The sequence below is a fragment of the Oerskovia sp. PE-21s genome (genome assembly GCF_056158145.1).
Map to the genome: position 1 here is coordinate 97,829 of NZ_JBUXJM010000002.1, position 16,088 is coordinate 113,916.

Consider the following 16,088-nt stretch of genomic DNA (forward strand, 5'->3'; position numbering starts at 1 on the left):
GACCGGCACGCTGACGCGCGCCGCGCCTCAGCGCGCAGGGCGCAGCAGGAACGTGAACTCGTCGGCGTCCGCCGCGGCGTGGTGCCCGTCCTCGTCCTGGACGGCGACCATCTCGAGGCCCGCCGCCGAAGCGAGCGCCCGGAACCCGTCCTGCGTGTACCAGTGGATCGTCCAGAGCCGCTCCTCCACCGTGCTCGCGCCGTCGAGCACCCGCTCGTAGCGCAGCGCGCTGCGCTGGGTCCGCGTGTGCTCGTCGCGCTCCTCGGCCACGACCCCGACCCGCAGGACGGCGCCGTCCTCACGTGTCGTCTCGCGAGGGACGCCCACCGCCTCGGGGGGAGTGGGGGACGGGACGAAGAGCGGGACCAGGGCGGTCCCGTCCTCGGTCAGGTGGGACCGGATGCCGCGCAGCGCCGCGAGCGCCGTGTCGTCGTCGGGCAGGAGGCAGAACGTGGGGCCCGCGAGGAAGATCGAACGGTACGTGTGCGGCAGGTCGAGGGACTCCATGCGCTGGTGGTGGAGCGTGACGTCGAGCCCCTGGACGGCCGCGAGCTCGCGGCACCGCTCGAGCATGTCGGCCGACGAGTCCACCCCCTCGACGTCCAGGCCCAGCGAGCGCAGGACCAGGAGCGGGTCCCCGTCGCCGCAGCCCAGCTCGAGGGCCGGCTCGCCCGAGTCGAGCACGAAGCGCGCGTAGCGCTCCGGGTCCTCGTAGCCCGACTTCAGGGGAGCGTAGAGCTCGGCGACGATGCCCGTGTAGAAGTCCGCAGGATCCATGCGTCCCATGGTCTCAGCAGGGGCAACGCAATATCCGGACCGGCGCGCGGGGACGCTGCAGGCCCTGTCAGAGCGGGCGGCCCGCCCGCATCTCCGCGACGAGCGCACGCACGACGGCGTCGAGCTCGCCCCCGTTGCGCCGCGCCACGGCCCGCTGCCGCTGGTAGGAGGCGCCGCGGCGCAGGATGAGGCGCACGTCGTCGAGCTCGGCGAGGCACCCCAGACGGGCCGCGACGGGCTCGAGCTCGACGAGCAGCTTGCTCACCGCCTCGGTCACGAGCTCCTCGTTGCCCGCACGGTCGAGGATGATGATCGCGTCCATGCCGTAGCGCGCCGAGCGCCACTTGTTCTCCTGCGCGAACCACGCAGGGATCGTGGGGAGCTCCTTGCCCTCGTCGAGCAGCGTCGACAGGTGCTCGACCAGGCAGTGGTTGAGCGCGGCGAGCGCGAGGACCTCGGTCAGGTTCGTCGCGCCGTCGCAGATGCGCGTCTCGAGCGTGCCGAAGCGTGGGGACGGCCGCAGGTCCCAGCGGACCTCGTCGAACTGGTCGATCACGCCCGTGTGCATCATGTCGCCCACGTAGCCCTCGAGCTGCTCCCACGTCTCGAACTGGAAGCCCAGGCCCGCGGTCGGGAGCTGCTGGAACATGAGCGCACGGTTCGACGCGTAGCCCGTGTCCTTGCCGCCCCAGAACGGCGACGACGCCGAGAGCGACTGGAGGTGCGCAAAGTACCCCAGCATGGCGCGCGAGATGGGCAGCACCTTGGCGCGGTCCTCGATCCCGACGTGCACGTGCACGCCGTAGATGAGCATCTGACGCCCCCACCACTGCGTGCGGTCGATGAGGGTCGCGTAGCGCTCCTTGTCCGTGACCTTCTGCTGGGCCCAGCGCGCGAACGGGTGCGTGCCCGCGCTCATGAGCTCGACGCGCAGGGGGTCGGTCAGGACGCGGATCTCCTCGATCGCGGCCTCGAGGTCACGGCCGGCGTCGCCGACCGTGCGGCACACGCCGCTCACGACCTCGACCGTGTTGAGGAGCAGCTCCTGGCGGATGTGCGGGTGCTGGGTCCCGTCGGTGGGCTCGACGGCGTCCAGCACGGTCTGGGCGACCTGGCGCAGGTCGCCCGAGTCCTTGTCGACGAGCGCGAGCTCCCACTCGATGCCGACGGACGAGCGCTCGGACCGGGCGAAGGGAAGGTGCACCGATCAGCCCCTTTCTCCAGGCGTGGGGGAGTCGAGGACGCTCGTGCCGTCGGGCCGGGTCAACGGTTCGACGACCAGGACCTGCTGCGACCCGCCGACCCGGGTCAGGACGACGGTCGCCTCCGCGGTGCCGCGCAGGTCGAGCTGTCTGCGGAGCTGTTCAGGCACGACGGCCGTGCCTCGCTTCTTGATGGTCAGCCGCCCGACGCCCCGCTCGCGCAGGTACGCCTTGAGCTTCTTGAGGCTGAAGGGCATGACGTCCAGGACACGGTAGCCGATCGCAAGATCAGCGCTGTCGGCGCTGCCCACGACCGCGCGCGGCGCGGGGTGGTCCGTCGTGACGTACGCGATGGTCCGGTCGAGCAGCCGCCCGCCCAGCTCCGCCGCGGCGTGGGCCACGAGCCCGGCGCGGATGACCGCGCCGTCGGGCTCGTACAGATAGTGCCCGACGGCGCCGACGTCCGGCACGGGCTCGTCGTCGCCCTGGTCGTGGCGCAGGGTGCGCGAGGTCGTGCGGTGGTTGCCGTCGGCGTCGGTCGTGGAGCGCAGCACGAGGGCCGTGCGCCCGGGGCCGTCCGGGGCGAGGGGCCCGAACCAGAGCGCGGCCTCCACGACGTCGCCGTCGACCGAGACCCACTGGGTCTCGGCGTCGGCGGGCAGCCCCGCGTGCGGGATGCCAGGACCGACCTTGATCCCGACCGCGGGCACGACCGAGCGCAGCGCCCACACGTCGTCGAGCGCGGGAGCGTACGAGCGCGGGTCGAAGATCCGCGTGCCCGACCGCGTGCGCCGCGCCGGGTCGGCGAACACACCGTCGACGCCTTCCGCGACGAGGTCGATGCTCAGGCCGTCGGCGTGGCGGACCTCGGCCTCGGGGAAGTGGCGCAGGTTGACCGTCGCGATCGAGGCCGTGACCTCGTCGACGTCGGTCGCGAGGACCTGCAGGCCGGTCCCGGCGAAGGTCATGGAGTCCGCGCCGATGCCGCACGTCAGGTCGGCCACCTTGGTGACGCCGGCCGCGTGGTAGCGCTGCGCGTGGTGGGCCGCGACCACGAGCCGGGTCGCCTGCTCGAGACCGTCCTGGGTGAAGAGCATGCCGTCGGCGAAAGCGTCGAACTTGAGGTGGGCCTTGGCGCGCAGGCGGGACTGGGTGAGGGCTGCCGCGGCGAGCTCGGGGTCGACGCCCTGGGCGCGCAGGCCGGTCGCGAGCACCATGGCCTGGCGCTCGTCGTAGGGCGGGAGTGCGCTGAGGAGCGACCATCCCGCCGGGCTGAGCAGCTTGGTCAGTGCCGACGCGTCCATGCATCGATCTTTCCACGCCCGGCGCGCGTTGGCACTCGCCTTGACCGAGTGCTAATGCGGACCTAGATTGAGCGTAGGTCGTCCGCACCTTCGGGTGAGGGCGACGAGAGCGACTCCCGCCGGTCCGGCACCCGCGACGACGGACGGCAGGCTGCGCTCGACACCTACCCGTTGCAGTTCTCACAGCGAAACGGAGGTCCGACGTGTCGGTCCCCATCAAGCCGCTCGAGGACCGGATCGTCGTGAAGGCCCTCGAGGCCGAGACCACGACCGCATCCGGCCTGGTCATTCCGGACACCGCCAAGGAGAAGCCCCAGGAGGGCGAGGTCCTGGCCGTTGGTCCGGGTCGTATCGACGACAACGGCAACCGCGTCCCGCTGGACGTCGTCGTCGGCGACAAGGTCATCTACAGCAAGTACGGCGGCACCGAGGTCAAGTACGGGGGCCAGGAGTACCTGGTGCTCTCCGCGCGCGACATCCTCGCCGTGGTCGTCTCCTGATCTTCTGATCACCGGCTGACGTCCAGCAGCTCTGCTGGTGACGAAGGGCCCCGCAACCTGTCGGTTGCGGGGCCCTTCGTCATGTCCGGTGCCGGCGGGATCTCGAGGCCGGCGCGGGCGCCGGGGACGTGTGGTGGATGCTGACGGGTGGTGCGGGGTGCTGCGCGGACGGCTCGCGTGCGCAGGCCGAGCGGGGCCCGGCCGGTCGGCAGGTCAGCCGGTCTTCGCGACGCCGGCCAGGATCGCGGCGCGCTCGTCCTCGCTGAGGCCGCCCCAGACCCCGTAGGGCTCGCGGACCTTGAGGGACTGCTCGCGGCACTGCATCATCACCGGGCACGAGGCGCAGATCGCCTTGGCCGCCTCGGCGCGTCGTCGTCGGGTCGAGCCTCGCTCGCCCTCCGGGTGGAAGAAGAGGGTGTCGTCCTGGTCGCGGCACGAGCCCTGGTACTGCCATTCCCACAGTTCCATGACCGGTCCGGGGAGCCTCGAGATCTCTGTCATGCAGGACAACCTACAAGCGTTGCAGAAGTTGTTCAAGTGGCTGAGGTGGGCAACTTCGTGAACCGGTTCTGCGAGGTCTGCATCGATTTGGGCACGGAGTGGCGCGAACGGCACTCGTTTCACGCGTGGTTCAGCCATTCCGGGCATCACGGACTGAGACACGCCGCGTCCGAAGTGGCGAGCGACTGAACCGGTCGGCAGAATCGGGTGCATGAATTCACTCCGGTCCGCCCCGAACCCCGGCGGGCCCCGACGGAAGGCGACCGAGGCACCAGCTCTCGCCGTCGCGGCCGTTGCCAAGAGGCTGGGCGTCGCCCCGGCCACCCTCCGCACCTGGGACCGTCGCTACGGCCTCGGGCCCTCGGAGCACACCGCCGGCTCCCATCGCCGGTACACCGCCGACGACGTCGCGCGGCTCGTCATCATGCGTCGCCTGACGCTCGAGGGGGTCGCCCCCGTCGACGCAGCGCGTGCAGCCCTCGACGCGGACGAGGCCGAGCTGGCCCTCGAGAGCGACGCGGGCGACGCCGACGCCGACGGCGCCGATGACGTCGACGGCGCTGACGACGCAGGGGGTGACCTGGAGGAGGGCCCCGCACCCGCCGGTGGCTCGTCCCAGGCGGCCGACACGCCCTCCGGCGGGGTGCGGCTGCTGCGCTCGGTGCCACGATCTGCCGACGACGAGCCCATCCGCCTGGGGGCGCCTCGCCTGACGAGCGTGTCCGACGTCGTGGACGCCGCCATCGCGTTCGACCAGAAGAAGTGCGACCAGCTCCTGCGCATCGCGCCCGGCACGGACCCGGGGCACTGGTGGTCGACGCTCGTCGAGCCCGCGCTGCACCGCATCGCCGAGCGGACGTTCCTCGCGTCCCCGGGCGAGATGCCCGAGGTCGTGTTCTCGAACGCGACCCTGGCCGCACTGCGCGAGTACACGCACGCGTCCGAGGAGGCGCTCGTCGCGGGAGGCGGTCCGCCGCCCAACCACCCGAGCCGCATGCGCCGCATCGTGCTGATCTTCGCCGCGCCCGGGGAGCAGGTGCCGCTCGCAGCGCACGCGCTGGCGGCGGCCCTCGGCGCCCAGGGGGCCATGGCTCGCATCGTCACGGGCTCGGCCACGGCGCACCGCTCGCTCGAGCTCGTCACCATGGTCCGCCCAGCGGCCATCGCCGTGGTGACGATGCAGCCCCGGCCGGTGCTCGACGTCGTGCACACCCTGCACGAGGCCAACCCGGACCTGCCGATCTTCGTCGGTCTCGCGAACGACGAGGCGGCGGCGAGCCTGCCCTACGCCTCGACGGTCCAGCGCGTGCGCAGCTTCACCGGTCTGCTCCACGAGGCCCTCGCCGTCGTGCGGTGACCTGCGCCACGCGCACGCTCCCGGCCGTCCCTCGGCCGTCTCGGTGGCGGGACGGCCGGGAATATGCCCGAGGCCCTGAGCGTAGAATCTTGATGTGACCGACTCTCTCGCAGCCCCCGCACACGACCCCTTCGGCTTCACCGGACTGACGTACGACGACGTCCTCCTGCTCCCGAACGAGACGGACGTCATCCCGAGCGAGGTCGACACGACCGCCCGGCTGACGCGCGAGATCACCATGTCCGCACCGCTGCTCTCGGCGGCGATGGACACGGTGACCGAGTCGCGCATGGCGATCGCGATGGCCCGCCAGGGCGGGATCGGCATCATCCACCGCAACCTGTCGATCGAGGCGCAGGCCAAGGAGGTCGACCTCGTCAAGCGGTCCGAGTCCGGCATGATCACCGACCCGGTCACGGTCGGTCCGGAGGCCACGCTCGCCGAGCTCGACGCGCTGTGCGGTCAGTACCGGGTGTCCGGCCTGCCCGTCGTGGAGCCCGACGGCACGCTCGTCGGCATCATCACGAACCGGGACCTGCGGTTCGTCAACCCCGCGGACTTCGCCGAGCGGCGCGTGTTCGAGATCATGACCCCCATGCCCCTCGTGACGGCCCCGATCGGCATCGCGCGCGACGACGCGGCCGCGCTCCTGGCCAAGCACAAGATCGAGAAGCTCCCGCTCATCGACGCCGAGGGCCGGCTGGGCGGTCTCATCACCGTCAAGGACTTCGTCAAGACCGAGCAGTACCCGGGCGCGACCAAGGACGGCGAGGGTCGCCTGCGCGTCGGTGCGGCGATCGGGTTCTTCGGCGACGCGTGGGCTCGCGCGACGGCGCTCGCCGAGGCCGGCGTGGACGTCCTGGTCGCCGACACCGCGAACGGCCACGCACGCCTCCTGCTCGACATGATCCGCAAGCTCAAGGCGGACCCGGCGTTCAAGGACGTCCAGGTCGTCGGTGGCAACGTCGCGACCCGCGCGGGCGCGCAGGCGCTCGTCGACGCCGGAGCCGACGGCGTCAAGGTCGGCGTGGGCCCGGGCTCGATCTGCACGACCCGGGTCGTCGCGGGCGTCGGCGTCCCGCAGGTCACGGCCATCTACGAGGCCTCGCTCGCGTGCCGCCCGGCCGGCGTACCGGTCATCGGCGACGGCGGCCTCCAGTACTCGGGTGACATCGCGAAGGCGCTCGTCGCGGGTGCGGACACGGTCATGCTGGGCTCGCTCCTCGCAGGCTGCGACGAGAGCCCCGGTGACCTCGTGTTCGTCAACGGCAAGCAGTACAAGCTCTACCGCGGCATGGGCTCGATCGGGGCCATGGCCTCGCGCGGCAAGAAGGTGTCGTACTCCAAGGACCGCTACTTCCAGGCGGACGTCGCGAGCGACGACAAGATCGTGCCCGAGGGCATCGAGGGCCAGGTGCCCTACCGTGGCCCGCTCGGCGCGGTCGCCCACCAGCTCGTCGGGGGCCTGCACCAGTCGATGTTCTACGTCGGCGCGCACACGATCCCGCAGCTCCAGGAGCGAGGCAAGTTCGTGCGCATCACGCCGGCCGGGCTCAAGGAGTCGCACCCGCACGACATCCAGATGACGGTCGAGGCTCCCAACTACACGGGGCGCTGACCTCGCGGCTGCCGCCGCGGGGGCGGCTGCTGCGGGCGTCGAAGCACGACAGGACGGGCGTGACCTCCTCGGTCACGCCCGTCCTGTCGTGTGCGGGCCGCGTCGTGCGCGGATCCCGTCGTCGGTCGTCCGAGGTCAGTCGCGGAACGTCTCGATCCGCGCACCGAGCTCGATGAGCCGCTCCTGGAGCTGCTCGTAGCCGCGCGAGATGATGTCGACGTTGCGCAGCACCGAGGTGCCCTTCGCCGCGAGCATCGCGAGCAGGATCACGACGGCGGGTCGCAGCGCGGGAGGGCAGCTCACCTCGGCTCCGGACCAGTGGGTCGGTCCGGTGATGTCGAGCCGGTGGGAGTCGAGGAGGCGGACGTCGGCTCCGAGGCGCGTGAGGTCCGTCAGGTGGATCGCCCGGCCCTCGTACACCCAGTCGTGGATGAGGGTGTGCCCGCTCGCGCACGCCGCGATGACCGCGAAGAACGGCAGGTTGTCGATGTTGAGCCCCGGGAAGGGCATGGGGTGGATCTTGTCGATCGGTGCGTGGAGCTGGCTCGGGTGGACGGTCACGTCGACCAGGCGGGTGCGCCCGTTGAGTGCCAGGTACTCGGGGGAGAGCGAGTAGCGCAGACCCATCTCGGACAGGGTCGCGAGCTCGATCTCCATGAACTCGATCGGGACGCGGGCGACCGTGATCTCCGAGCCCGTGACGATCCCGGCCGTCAGGAGGCTCATGGCCTCGACCGGGTCCTCGGAGACCGCGTACTCGACGTCGGCGTCGATGTCGGTGCGCCCGTGGATGCGCAGCGTGGTCGTGCCGATGCCCTCGATGCGCACGCCCAGGAGCTCGAGGTAGAAGCAGAGGTCCTGGACCATGTAGTTGGGGCTCGCGTTGCGGATCGTGGTCACGCCCTCGCGCGACGCGGCGGCCATGATCGCGTTCTCCGTGACGGTGTCGCCGCGCTCGGTGAGGACCACGCTGAGGTCCTGGGTGCCGGGCGCCGCGACGATCGCCTCGTAGTTGCCCGAGGCCGCGGTGACGGACAGCCCGAACGGGCGCAGCGCGATCATGTGGGGTTCGACGGTCCGGGTGCCCAGGTCGCAACCGCCCGCGTAGGGGAGCGAGAACTGGGCCTGGAGGCCGAGGAGGGGCCCGAGGAACATGATGATCGAGCGGGTGCGGCGCGCGGCGTCGACGTCGATCGACGCGAGGTCGAGCTGCTCGGGCACGACGATCTCGAGGTCGCGGCCGTCTGCCGACCAGGTGGCATGCACGCCGATGCTGCGCAGGACGTCGACGATGCGGTCGACCTCGACGATGCGCGCGACCCGGCGCAGCGTGGTGCGTCCGCGGTTGAGGAGCGAGGCGCACAGCAGCGCGACCGCGCCGTTCTTCGAGGAGTTGACCTCGATGCGGCCCGAGAGCTCGTGTCCGCCGCTGACCCGCAGGTGGGAGTGCTTCTGTGCACCGAACGAGATGATCTCCGAGTCGAGAGCGGCGCTGATGCGGGCGAGCATGTCGAGACTCACGTTCTGCGAGCCCTGCTCGATCCGGTGGATCGCGCTCTGGCTCGTCCCGAGGCGCTCGGCGAGCTGGGCCTGGGTGAGGCCCTTGTTCTGGCGTGCGCCGCGGATGAGGGCGGCGACCTGTGCGAGGTGCTGGGGTGCTTCGTCGACCATGGTCATGAGCCGACGATAACTCATCGATGAGATATCGGCGCGCCGATGCCGGCGGCGCGGAGGGGCTTCACGGGATCGTCACGGGCGGCCCATATGTTCTATGAGGTTTTCATGGTCGGCCGACCGTGCTCACGACGGCCAGGCGGTGCTCGCCCCGGCACCGACGTACCCCTGCCCGGCGCGCCAGGAGTTGAAGTTCTCGGCCCAGTCCCGGTGCGCCGTGATCTGGTGACGGTGCAGCGAGTCGAGGTCCTGCTCGGCGAGCTCGGGGAAGACACGGGTCATGGCCTCGAGCACGTCGAGGGTCGCGAGCACGTCGACGTCCGCGGTGTGGAGGTTGCCGCCGTCCGTCACGCCGTAGTGCGCGCACAGGTCGCCGAGCTTGCGCTTGCCCTTGCGGTACCGGTCGAGCGACCGGTCGAGCACGAGCGGGTCGACCACGGGCGTGACCTCGCGCCCCAGGCGCTCGCCCAGGGTCGGCAGCGCGTGCCGGGCCAGCTCGGCGTCGAGCAGCGACAGGTCGAACGCGGCGTTGAACGCGACGACGGGCACGCCGATCGCGAGGTCCGCGGCGATGAGCGACGCGATCTCCTCGAGCGCGGGGCCGGGGGCCACCCCGTGCTCGACCGCGTGCTCGGTCGAGATGCCGTGGATCGCGGCCGCCTCCGCGGGGATGGGGACGCCCGGGTCGACGAGCCAGGTGCGGACCTCGGTGCTCCTTCCGGGGACGCGCCGCACGAGCGCTGCGGTCACGATGCGGTCGTTCGTGACGTCGACCCCGGTGGTCTCGGTGTCGAACCCCAGCAGCGGTCCGGTCGTCCAGCTCATCGTCGTGCTCCTTGCCGTCGTCCTGTGGGTGGTGGCCCGGCGTTCCTCGCCGTTCGCGACCGTCCCTGGTCTCTGCTGGGAGCATGCCAGCGGCCACTGACAGCCCTGCCGGGCGGTGCTGCTGGGACGCCCTGGTCCACCGCGTGGCTCGGGAGGGCGTGCCCGCGCCCGGGGCCGGTATCCTCGTCGGGTGAGCAACGAGATCGAGATCGGTCGTGGCAAGCGCGGACGGCGCGCCTTCTCCTTCGACGACATCGCCGTGGTCCCCTCCCGGCGTACGCGTGACCCGGAGGACGTGTCGGTGGGGTGGCAGATCGACGCCTACCACTTCGACCTGCCGATCCTGGCGGCCCCCATGGACTCCGTCATGAGCCCGGCGACCGCGGTCGCCCTGGGCAACGCGGGCGGCCTGGGCGTGCTGGACCTCGAGGGCCTGTGGACGCGGTACGAGAACCCGGAGCCGATCCTCGCGGAGATCGCGACGCTCGACGCCCCGAGCGCGACGCGCCGCATGCAGGAGGTGTACGCCGAGCCGATCAAGGCCGAGCTGATCACCCAGCGCCTCAAGGAGGTCCGGGAGTCGGGCGTCACGGTCGCGGGAGCCCTGTCGCCGCAGCGCACGCAGGAGTTCTACAAGACGGTCGTCGACGCCGGCGTGGACCTGTTCGTCATCCGTGGCACCACGGTCTCCGCAGAGCACGTCTCGGGCAACGCCGAGCCGCTCAACCTCAAGCGCTTCATCTACGAGCTCGACGTCCCGGTCATCGTCGGTGGCGCGTCGACCTACACCGCGGCCCTGCACCTCATGCGCACCGGAGCGGCCGGGGTCCTCGTGGGCTTCGGCGGCGGCGCGGCGCACACGACGCGTGTCAGCCTCGGCATCCACGCGCCCATGGCGACGGCCGTCGCGGACGTCGCGGCCGCGCGTCGGGACTACCTCGACGAGTCGGGCGGCCGCTACGTGCACGTCATCGCCGACGGTGGCGTGGGGCGCTCGGGCGACCTGGTCAAGGCCGTCGCGTGCGGCGCCGACGCCGTGATGCTCGGTGCTGCCCTGGCGCGCGCGACCGAGGCTCCGGGCAAGGGCTGGCACTGGGGCTCGGAGGCCCACCACCCGCAGCTTCCTCGCGGCGAGCGCGTGAGCGTCGGCACGGCCGGCACGCTCGACGAGATCCTGTTCGGCCCGGGCCGCCAGGCCGACGGCACGCTCAACCTCGTGGGTGCTCTCAAGCGCGCCATGGCCACGACGGGCTACTCGGACCTCAAGGAGTTCCAGCGCGTCGAGGTCGTCGTCTCGCCCTACCAGCCGCGCTGATGGCGCCGGGCCGCATCCGCGACGGGGTCGGGCTGACGAACGCCCTCGGCGCGGGCGCGCCCGCAGCCGTGCCCGACGCCGCCGCACCGCAGTCGCAGACCGTCGGCGGCGTCGCCTTCCACGAGATCACGGACGACGACGTCGAGCAGGTCGTCGCCCTCTGGGAGGCCTGCGGCCTCGCACGCCCGTGGAACGACCCGCGCCTCGACGTGGCGGACGCCCGGACCGTTCCCTCCTCGACGATCCTCGTCGCGCGCACGGGCACCCCAGGTGCCACGGAGCGCGAGGCGGGCGCGGTCGTCGCGACGGCCATGGCCGGGTTCGACGGGCACCGCGGCTGGATCTACTACGTCGCGGTGGCGCCCGACCTGCAGGGCACGGGGCTCGGTCGCGACGCGGTCGTCGCCGCGGAGGCCTGGCTCGCGGCGCAGGGCGTGCGCAAGGTGCGCCTCATGGTGCGCTCGACCAACACGCAGGTCCTGGGCTTCTACGAGCGGCTCGGGTACGCCGACACCGAGTGCACGGTCCTCGGCCGCGACCTCGTCTGAGACGACGAAGGTGCCGAACCCGAGGCGGGTCGAGCAGCCGCGACGAGCTGCGTGACCGGCCTCGGGACCGACACCCGGGGGAACCGTCAGATGGTCGACCAGCCGCCGTCCGACATGAGGAGCACGCCGTTCACGTTGGCCGAGTCCTCGGAGAGCAGCCAGGTGATCGAGGCCGCGAGCTGCTCGGCGGTCGCGGGCTCGGGCACGGTCGCCTGCATGATCGGCCCGAGGCGCTTGGCGCCGAGCTCGGAGCGGAAAGGCGCCTCGATGTTGGTCGCGACGGCGCCCGGCGCCACGGCGTTGACGCGCACTCCCGCGGGGCCGTAGAAGAGCGCGGTGCTCTTGGTCAGGCCCACGACCGCGTGCTTCGACGTCGCGTACGGGGTGCCCGAGGCGCCCGCGCGCACGCTGGCCTCGCTCGCGACGTTGACGATCCGGCCGTGGCCGGCCTCGACCATCGCGGGCAGCACGGCGCGCATGAGCTTCATGGGCGCGGTCACGTTGATGCGCATGACGCGCTCCCACAGGGCGTCGTCGATCTCGGCCGTGGGGACGAACGAGTCCATGATCCCGGCGTTGTTGACGAGGCCCGTGATGCGCCCCTCGCCGGCCTCGACGATGCTGGCGATCACGGCGTCGTCGGACACGTCGCCCACGATGGTCAGGAGGGGGGCTTCGCCGCTCTCGGCGACGAGTGCGGCGAGGCGGTCGGCGTCGAGGTCGCTCGCGATGACGCGTGCACCCTCGGCGAGGAGCCTGGTCGCGGTGGCCTTGCCGATGCCGGAGCCTGCGCCGGTGACGACGACGGTCGCGCCGGAGAATCGGTTCGGGATGGTCGACGTGCTCATGATGGGGGTCCTTCCGCCGGGTCGAGGTGCCTGGATGCGGCTCCTGCTACCTTTCTAACACTCAGTGCCATAAATATGTTTCGCGAGGAGATGTGATGTCGCAGACACCCGCACGCCGCGGCCGACCTGCCACGGTCGACCCGGCGCGCGTCGCCGCCACGGCTCTACGCCTGTTCACCGAGCGGGGCTTCGCCAACGTCACGATGGACGACGTCGCGAGCGCGTGCGGCGTCGGTCGGCGGACCCTCTTCCGCCTCTTCCCGTCGAAGGCCGCGATGGTCTGGGGCGGCTCGGGGGAGGCACGCGACGCGATCGCCGACGTGCTCGGCGCGAGCAGCCCGGCGAGCCTGGCCGAGGCGCTCGACGTGGTGCGCGCCGCGTTCGTCGCGTCCTCGACCTTCCCCGACGACGCGCTCGAGGTCACGCGCCAACGGCTGCGGCTCATCGGGTCGGACGACGAGCTGCTCGCCTGGGGAACCTCGCGCATCGGCACGTCGGCCGCGCTCGTCGACTCGTTCCTGACCCGCGCCGAGGGCGGGCCCGAGCCGTCGCTGCGCGCCCGGTCGCTCGCCGCGGCGTGCTCGGCGGCCAACTTCGCCGCGCTCGTCTGGTGGGCCGAGGCCGCCGCCGAGCGGGACCCGGCCCAGGTCGTCGACGACGCCCTCGCCCACCTGCTCGACGGTGCGCGTACCTGGGCGACGCAGGGCTGAACGGGACGGCGCTGCCGGGCCGAGCCCCCCGTGTCGCTGTGGACCCGGACGAGGCACGCCGGGCGAGACGTACCAAAGGGGATTGTGTGAAGGATGTTCTGCCCGGGGGTACCGCCGCGTAACCTGTCACGCATGGCAAGCGAAACACCGGACGGCAGCGCCGCCATCGACGGCCTCCTGGACCCGGAGCACCCCTCCGCGACGTACGTGCTGGAGCCCGACGTCGTCGCTCCCCTCGTGGCCCGCGTCGTCACCTCCCACACGGCGGGCGAGCACCGCTCGGTCCTCCCGTTCACCGGGGCGCCGCTCGCATCGATCCCCCTGTCCTCGGTCGAGGACGTCGCGGTCGCGGTCGGACGGGCGCGTCGGGCGCAGCGCTCCTGGGCGCACACCACGGTCGCCGAGCGCTCCGCGGTGCTGCTTCGCTTCCACGACCTGGTCCTCGAGCGGCAGGCCGAGATCCTGGACCTGCTGCAGATGGAGACGGGCAAGTCGCGCCGCAGCGCGTTCGAGGAGGTCGGCGACATCGCCCAGGTCACGCGCCACTACGGCGTGCGGGCCGCGCACTACCTGGCAGAACGCCGAGTGGGCGGCATGCTCCCCGTCCTGACGCGCGCGAGCGTGCACCGTCGCCCGGTCGGCGTGGTCGGAGCCATCGCCCCCTGGAACTACCCGCTCACGCTGGCCCTCGCCGAGGCCCTGCCCGCCCTGGTCGCAGGCAACGCCGTGGTGGTCAAGCCGGATCCGCAGACCACGCTGACGGCCCTGTGGGCCGCCGAGGTCCTGGAGGAGGCCGGGCTGCCCGGTGACCTCCTGCTCGTCGTGGCAGGCGGCGGGGAGATCGGCGCGGCCCTGACGGGGCTCGTCGACCACATCGCGTTCACGGGCTCGACCGCGACGGGGCGCAAGGTCGCCGCGCAGGCGGGCGAGCGGCTCATCGGGACCACGCTCGAGCTCGGCGGCAAGAACCCCCTGTACGTCGCGGCGGACGCGCACGTCCCGTCCGCAGCCCAGGGCGCCGTGCGCGCCTGCTTCTCCAACAGCGGCCAGCTCTGCGTCTCGGTCGAGCGGCTGATCCTGCACGAGGACGTCGCCGAGGAGTTCCTCGACGCGTTCGTCCCGCTCGTGCGCGAGCTCCGGCTCGGCACCGCGCTCGACTACTCGGTGGACATGGGCTCGCTCACGTCCCAGGCGCAGCTCGACCGCGTGGTCGCTCACGTCGACGACGCCCTGTCCCAGGGCGCCCGCGTGCTCGCCGGCGGCGTGCACCGCGCGGACATCGGCCCGTTCTTCTACGCGCCCACGGTCCTCGACCACGTGCCGCCCACGGCCGAGTGCGCGCGCGAGGAGACGTTCGGCCCGGTCGTCACGGTGACCCGCGTGCCCGACGACGCGGCCGCGATCCGGGCCATGAACGACTCGGACCTCGGGCTCAGCGCGAGCATCTGGACGCAGGACACCGCGCGCGGGCGCCGGCTCGCGGCGCAGGTCGAGGCCGGGGCCGTCAACATCAACGACGGCTACGCGTCGGCGTTCGGCTCGGTCGCGGCACCCATGGGCGGGTTCAAGAGCTCGGGAGTGGGGCGTCGGCACGGGCGCGAGGGGATCGAGGCGCTCACCGAGGCGCAGACGATCGTGGTCCAGCGCGGCGTCTCGCGCGGGTTGAGCTTCGACACCCTCTATGCGCAGCCCGCCGACCGTGCGAGCCGCCTGCTCACGACCGCGTTCGCGGTCATGAAGAAGCTGCGCCTGCCGTAGCGGCGGGGAGCGCCTCCGTGACCCCGAAGACCTCGCGCGCCCGCACTCACGGTGCGCCCCGGGGAGGTGTCGGTCGTCCCGGCCGCGCCTAGTGGTGCACGTCGCCGCCGTGCGCGTGACCGTGCGCGCCCGGACCCGCGAGCTCGGTCCGCAGGTTCTGCTCGGCACGCTCCTGCCAGCGCTCGCGTGCCAGCGGTGTCCGGAAGAGGGACGGGAGCGCGAGAAGCTGTCCGAGGACCGCGGCACGGCCCGCCGCGAACTGCTCGTCGGGCACGTGGGCGTACTCGGTCCGCACCTGCCGGACGTAGCGGGCGTACCGGTCGGGCGCGCTGCCGAGGATCGCGAGGTCGGCGTCGCACACGAGCGCACCCGCGGCATCGTCGGGGGCCGGGTCGTGCGTGGCCGTGAGACGGACGAGCCGCGCGACCTCCGCGACGTCGTCGGGCGTCAGGCGCGCCCTGCCCGACGGGAGAGGCTCGGCACCGGTGAGCGTCGTCGTCGGGCCGGGGACGAGCGCGGACAGGCGTTCCACCGCGAGCGCGGCCGACGCCTCCTCGTCCTGCCCCGCGACACCCTCGTGGACCGCGTCGTGGAACCACAGGGCGAGCTGCGCGCGCAGCGACGTGCCCGACGGCGCAGGCTCCCCGGGGGAGGGCACGCCCGGCGAGCGGCCCTCCAGGACCGCGAGGGAGTCGAGCACGTGAGCCAGGTGCGCGGGCCCGTGATAGACGCGGTGCGGCTCGTGCCAGCGGGCGACCAGGTCCTCACCCACCTCGGGCGCCCCCGGGACCCCCGGCAGCGTCGCGTCCCACCGTGCCAGCAGGGCCGCGGCCTTGGCCGTCGCCCGCTCGCGGGCCGGGACGCGCAGCCCCGAGGCCCGCAGCCGCACGATGAGCTCGCGCCCCGACACGTCCTGGGCCCCCGCGGCGACGCAGTCCGCGTGGCGCTCGGCCGGGACGTCGTAGTGGTCGAGGTCGAACGCGCGCCGACCCAGCCCCAGCCGCTCGGCGAAGCCGTGCAGCTCGTCGAGCGAGGAGTCCGAGACGAGGTGGGACCACGAGGTCCCGTGGGCCGGCCAGGTCGGCGGGTCGATGAGAAGAGCCACGCCTCGACCCTAGAGGGTCGAGGCGTGGCTCGGGTCGTGCGCGGGC

The 16,088-nt window shown here is 72.4% G+C and carries 15 protein-coding genes; 7 read left to right on the forward strand and 8 right to left on the reverse strand.

The annotated features are described in order from the left end of the window. Positions 1–27: 27 nt before the first annotated feature. From ACZDYF_RS03460 to ACZDYF_RS03470, 3 genes are all read right to left on the reverse strand, one after another. A complete protein-coding gene (locus ACZDYF_RS03460) occupies positions 28–777 on the reverse strand; it encodes a class I SAM-dependent methyltransferase (protein ID WP_475053384.1) in 750 nt (249 codons plus the stop codon). Positions 778–844: 67 nt separating this feature from the next. Beyond that, on the reverse strand, positions 845–1,981 hold the full coding sequence (locus ACZDYF_RS03465) for a glutamate--cysteine ligase (RefSeq protein ID WP_138825488.1): 1,137 nt from the start codon (positions 1,979–1,981) through the stop codon (positions 845–847). A 3-nt stretch (positions 1,982–1,984) separates the two neighbouring features. Then, positions 1,985–3,283 carry a class I SAM-dependent methyltransferase gene (locus ACZDYF_RS03470; protein ID WP_475053387.1) on the reverse strand — a complete coding sequence of 433 codons (1,299 nt, stop codon included), beginning with the start codon at positions 3,281–3,283 and terminating at the stop codon, positions 1,985–1,987. 203 nt (positions 3,284–3,486) lie between these two features. Between ACZDYF_RS03470 and groES the strand changes: the two genes are divergently transcribed. Then, positions 3,487–3,783 carry a co-chaperone GroES gene (gene groES / locus ACZDYF_RS03475; protein ID WP_030151887.1) on the forward strand — a complete coding sequence of 99 codons (297 nt, stop codon included), beginning with the start codon at positions 3,487–3,489 and terminating at the stop codon, positions 3,781–3,783. A 213-nt stretch (positions 3,784–3,996) separates the two neighbouring features. Here the strand turns inward: groES and ACZDYF_RS03480 are convergent, their stop codons facing one another. Then, complete coding sequence (locus ACZDYF_RS03480; protein WP_030151886.1) at positions 3,997–4,284, reverse strand: WhiB family transcriptional regulator; 288 nt, start codon at positions 4,282–4,284, stop codon at positions 3,997–3,999. Positions 4,285–4,495: 211 nt separating this feature from the next. Here ACZDYF_RS03480 and ACZDYF_RS03485 point away from each other — a divergent pair, with 211 nt between their 5' ends. Together ACZDYF_RS03485 and guaB are read left to right on the forward strand one after the other, a co-directional pair. Continuing rightward, complete coding sequence (locus ACZDYF_RS03485; protein WP_475053392.1) at positions 4,496–5,641, forward strand: MerR family transcriptional regulator; 1,146 nt, start codon at positions 4,496–4,498, stop codon at positions 5,639–5,641. Positions 5,642–5,735: 94 nt separating this feature from the next. Continuing rightward, positions 5,736–7,259: an IMP dehydrogenase gene (gene guaB / locus ACZDYF_RS03490; protein WP_138825480.1), complete on the forward strand. Its 1,524-nt coding sequence runs from the start codon at positions 5,736–5,738 to the stop codon at positions 7,257–7,259. A 135-nt stretch (positions 7,260–7,394) separates the two neighbouring features. Here guaB and ACZDYF_RS03495 read toward each other — a convergent pair whose 3' ends face one another. Continuing rightward, positions 7,395–8,936, reverse strand: coding sequence for a UDP-N-acetylglucosamine 1-carboxyvinyltransferase (locus ACZDYF_RS03495; RefSeq protein WP_475053395.1), 1,542 nt, complete (start codon positions 8,934–8,936; stop codon positions 7,395–7,397). A 123-nt stretch (positions 8,937–9,059) separates the two neighbouring features. Continuing rightward, positions 9,060–9,758 carry an exonuclease domain-containing protein gene (locus tag ACZDYF_RS03500; RefSeq protein WP_191791474.1) on the reverse strand — a complete coding sequence of 233 codons (699 nt, stop codon included), beginning with the start codon at positions 9,756–9,758 and terminating at the stop codon, positions 9,060–9,062. 190 nt (positions 9,759–9,948) lie between these two features. Between ACZDYF_RS03500 and ACZDYF_RS03505 the strand changes: the two genes are divergently transcribed. Together ACZDYF_RS03505 and ACZDYF_RS03510 are read left to right on the forward strand one after the other, a co-directional pair. Continuing rightward, on the forward strand, positions 9,949–11,073 hold the full coding sequence (locus tag ACZDYF_RS03505) for a GuaB3 family IMP dehydrogenase-related protein (RefSeq protein ID WP_191791472.1): 1,125 nt from the start codon (positions 9,949–9,951) through the stop codon (positions 11,071–11,073). Continuing rightward, a complete protein-coding gene (locus ACZDYF_RS03510) occupies positions 11,073–11,621 on the forward strand; it encodes a GNAT family acetyltransferase (RefSeq protein ID WP_475053399.1) in 549 nt (182 codons plus the stop codon). The genes ACZDYF_RS03505 and ACZDYF_RS03510 overlap by 1 nt, the downstream gene beginning before the upstream one ends. A gap of 86 nt (positions 11,622–11,707) precedes the next feature. Here the strand turns inward: ACZDYF_RS03510 and ACZDYF_RS03515 are convergent, their stop codons facing one another. Further along, positions 11,708–12,469 carry an SDR family NAD(P)-dependent oxidoreductase gene (locus ACZDYF_RS03515; RefSeq protein ID WP_191791469.1) on the reverse strand — a complete coding sequence of 254 codons (762 nt, stop codon included), beginning with the start codon at positions 12,467–12,469 and terminating at the stop codon, positions 11,708–11,710. Between the two features lie 95 nt (positions 12,470–12,564). Here ACZDYF_RS03515 and ACZDYF_RS03520 point away from each other — a divergent pair, with 95 nt between their 5' ends. After that, positions 12,565–13,179 carry a TetR family transcriptional regulator gene (locus tag ACZDYF_RS03520; RefSeq protein WP_475053402.1) on the forward strand — a complete coding sequence of 205 codons (615 nt, stop codon included), beginning with the start codon at positions 12,565–12,567 and terminating at the stop codon, positions 13,177–13,179. A 132-nt stretch (positions 13,180–13,311) separates the two neighbouring features. Then, positions 13,312–14,937, forward strand: a complete 1,626-nt coding sequence (locus tag ACZDYF_RS03525) for a succinic semialdehyde dehydrogenase (RefSeq protein ID WP_191791465.1) — start codon at positions 13,312–13,314, stop codon at positions 14,935–14,937. A gap of 88 nt (positions 14,938–15,025) precedes the next feature. On the opposite strand, the gene ACZDYF_RS03530 is transcribed toward ACZDYF_RS03525, so the two are convergent. Beyond that, entirely contained in the window at positions 15,026–16,042 is a 1,017-nt protein-coding gene (locus ACZDYF_RS03530; protein ID WP_475053405.1) for a DUF4031 domain-containing protein, read from the reverse strand. Positions 16,043–16,088 lie beyond the last annotated feature (46 nt).

Coding starts and splice junctions, on each gene's coding strand:
- ACZDYF_RS03460 (WP_475053384.1), bottom strand. CDS start 777: ATGGATCCTGCGGACTTCTACACGGGCATCGTCGCCGAGCTCTACGCT.
- ACZDYF_RS03470 (WP_475053387.1), bottom strand. CDS start 3,283: ATGGACGCGTCGGCACTGACCAAGCTGCTCAGCCCGGCGGGATGGTCG.
- ACZDYF_RS03480 (WP_030151886.1), bottom strand. CDS start 4,284: ATGACAGAGATCTCGAGGCTCCCCGGACCGGTCATGGAACTGTGGGAA.
- ACZDYF_RS03485 (WP_475053392.1), top strand. CDS start 4,496: ATGAATTCACTCCGGTCCGCCCCGAACCCCGGCGGGCCCCGACGGAAG.
- ACZDYF_RS03495 (WP_475053395.1), bottom strand. CDS start 8,936: ATGACCATGGTCGACGAAGCACCCCAGCACCTCGCACAGGTCGCCGCC.
- ACZDYF_RS03500 (WP_191791474.1), bottom strand. CDS start 9,758: ATGAGCTGGACGACCGGACCGCTGCTGGGGTTCGACACCGAGACCACC.
- ACZDYF_RS03510 (WP_475053399.1), top strand. CDS start 11,073: ATGGCGCCGGGCCGCATCCGCGACGGGGTCGGGCTGACGAACGCCCTC.
- ACZDYF_RS03515 (WP_191791469.1), bottom strand. CDS start 12,469: ATGAGCACGTCGACCATCCCGAACCGATTCTCCGGCGCGACCGTCGTC.
- ACZDYF_RS03520 (WP_475053402.1), top strand. CDS start 12,565: ATGTCGCAGACACCCGCACGCCGCGGCCGACCTGCCACGGTCGACCCG.
- ACZDYF_RS03525 (WP_191791465.1), top strand. CDS start 13,312: ATGGCAAGCGAAACACCGGACGGCAGCGCCGCCATCGACGGCCTCCTG.